The sequence below is a fragment of the Rhodococcus sp. ARC_M6 genome, from assembly GCF_022810305.1.
Taxonomy (GTDB): Bacteria; Actinomycetota; Actinomycetes; order Mycobacteriales; family Mycobacteriaceae; genus Rhodococcus_F.
This window is the reverse complement of record NZ_JALGQH010000111.1, coordinates 1-255: the sequence shown is the minus strand read 5'-3', so window position 1 is coordinate 255 and position 255 is coordinate 1. Positions and strand designations below refer to the sequence as shown.

The 255-nt window shown below is 66.3% G+C and carries 1 protein-coding gene; it reads left to right on the top strand.

From position 1 onward, the window contains the following. Positions 1-42: 42 nt before the first annotated feature. Positions 43-255: hypothetical protein (locus MTX36_RS29605; RefSeq protein WP_243623222.1), on the top strand; the 213-nt coding region annotated here is incomplete at its 3' end.

Here is a 255-nt window from a genome sequence, read left to right as displayed (position 1 = left end):
ACAGGTCGCCGGCGGCGGGCCTGATTCTGGAATAATGCTCTGATGCGAAATACCCCGAAATCAGAATCCTTGCTCCGTGCGCAGTCGGATCGGAAGGAGTCCGGCACCGCCCGAGGACGCCGCGACGACGGCGTGCCGAACTCGGATGGGGACTCGGAAGCCTCGGAGTCGGGGTCGCGTAGTCGCAGTGCCGCGATGCGGTCGGCTCGGGAGGACCTGTCGGCGCATGCGCGTGGGGTGGAGAGCATGAACGAG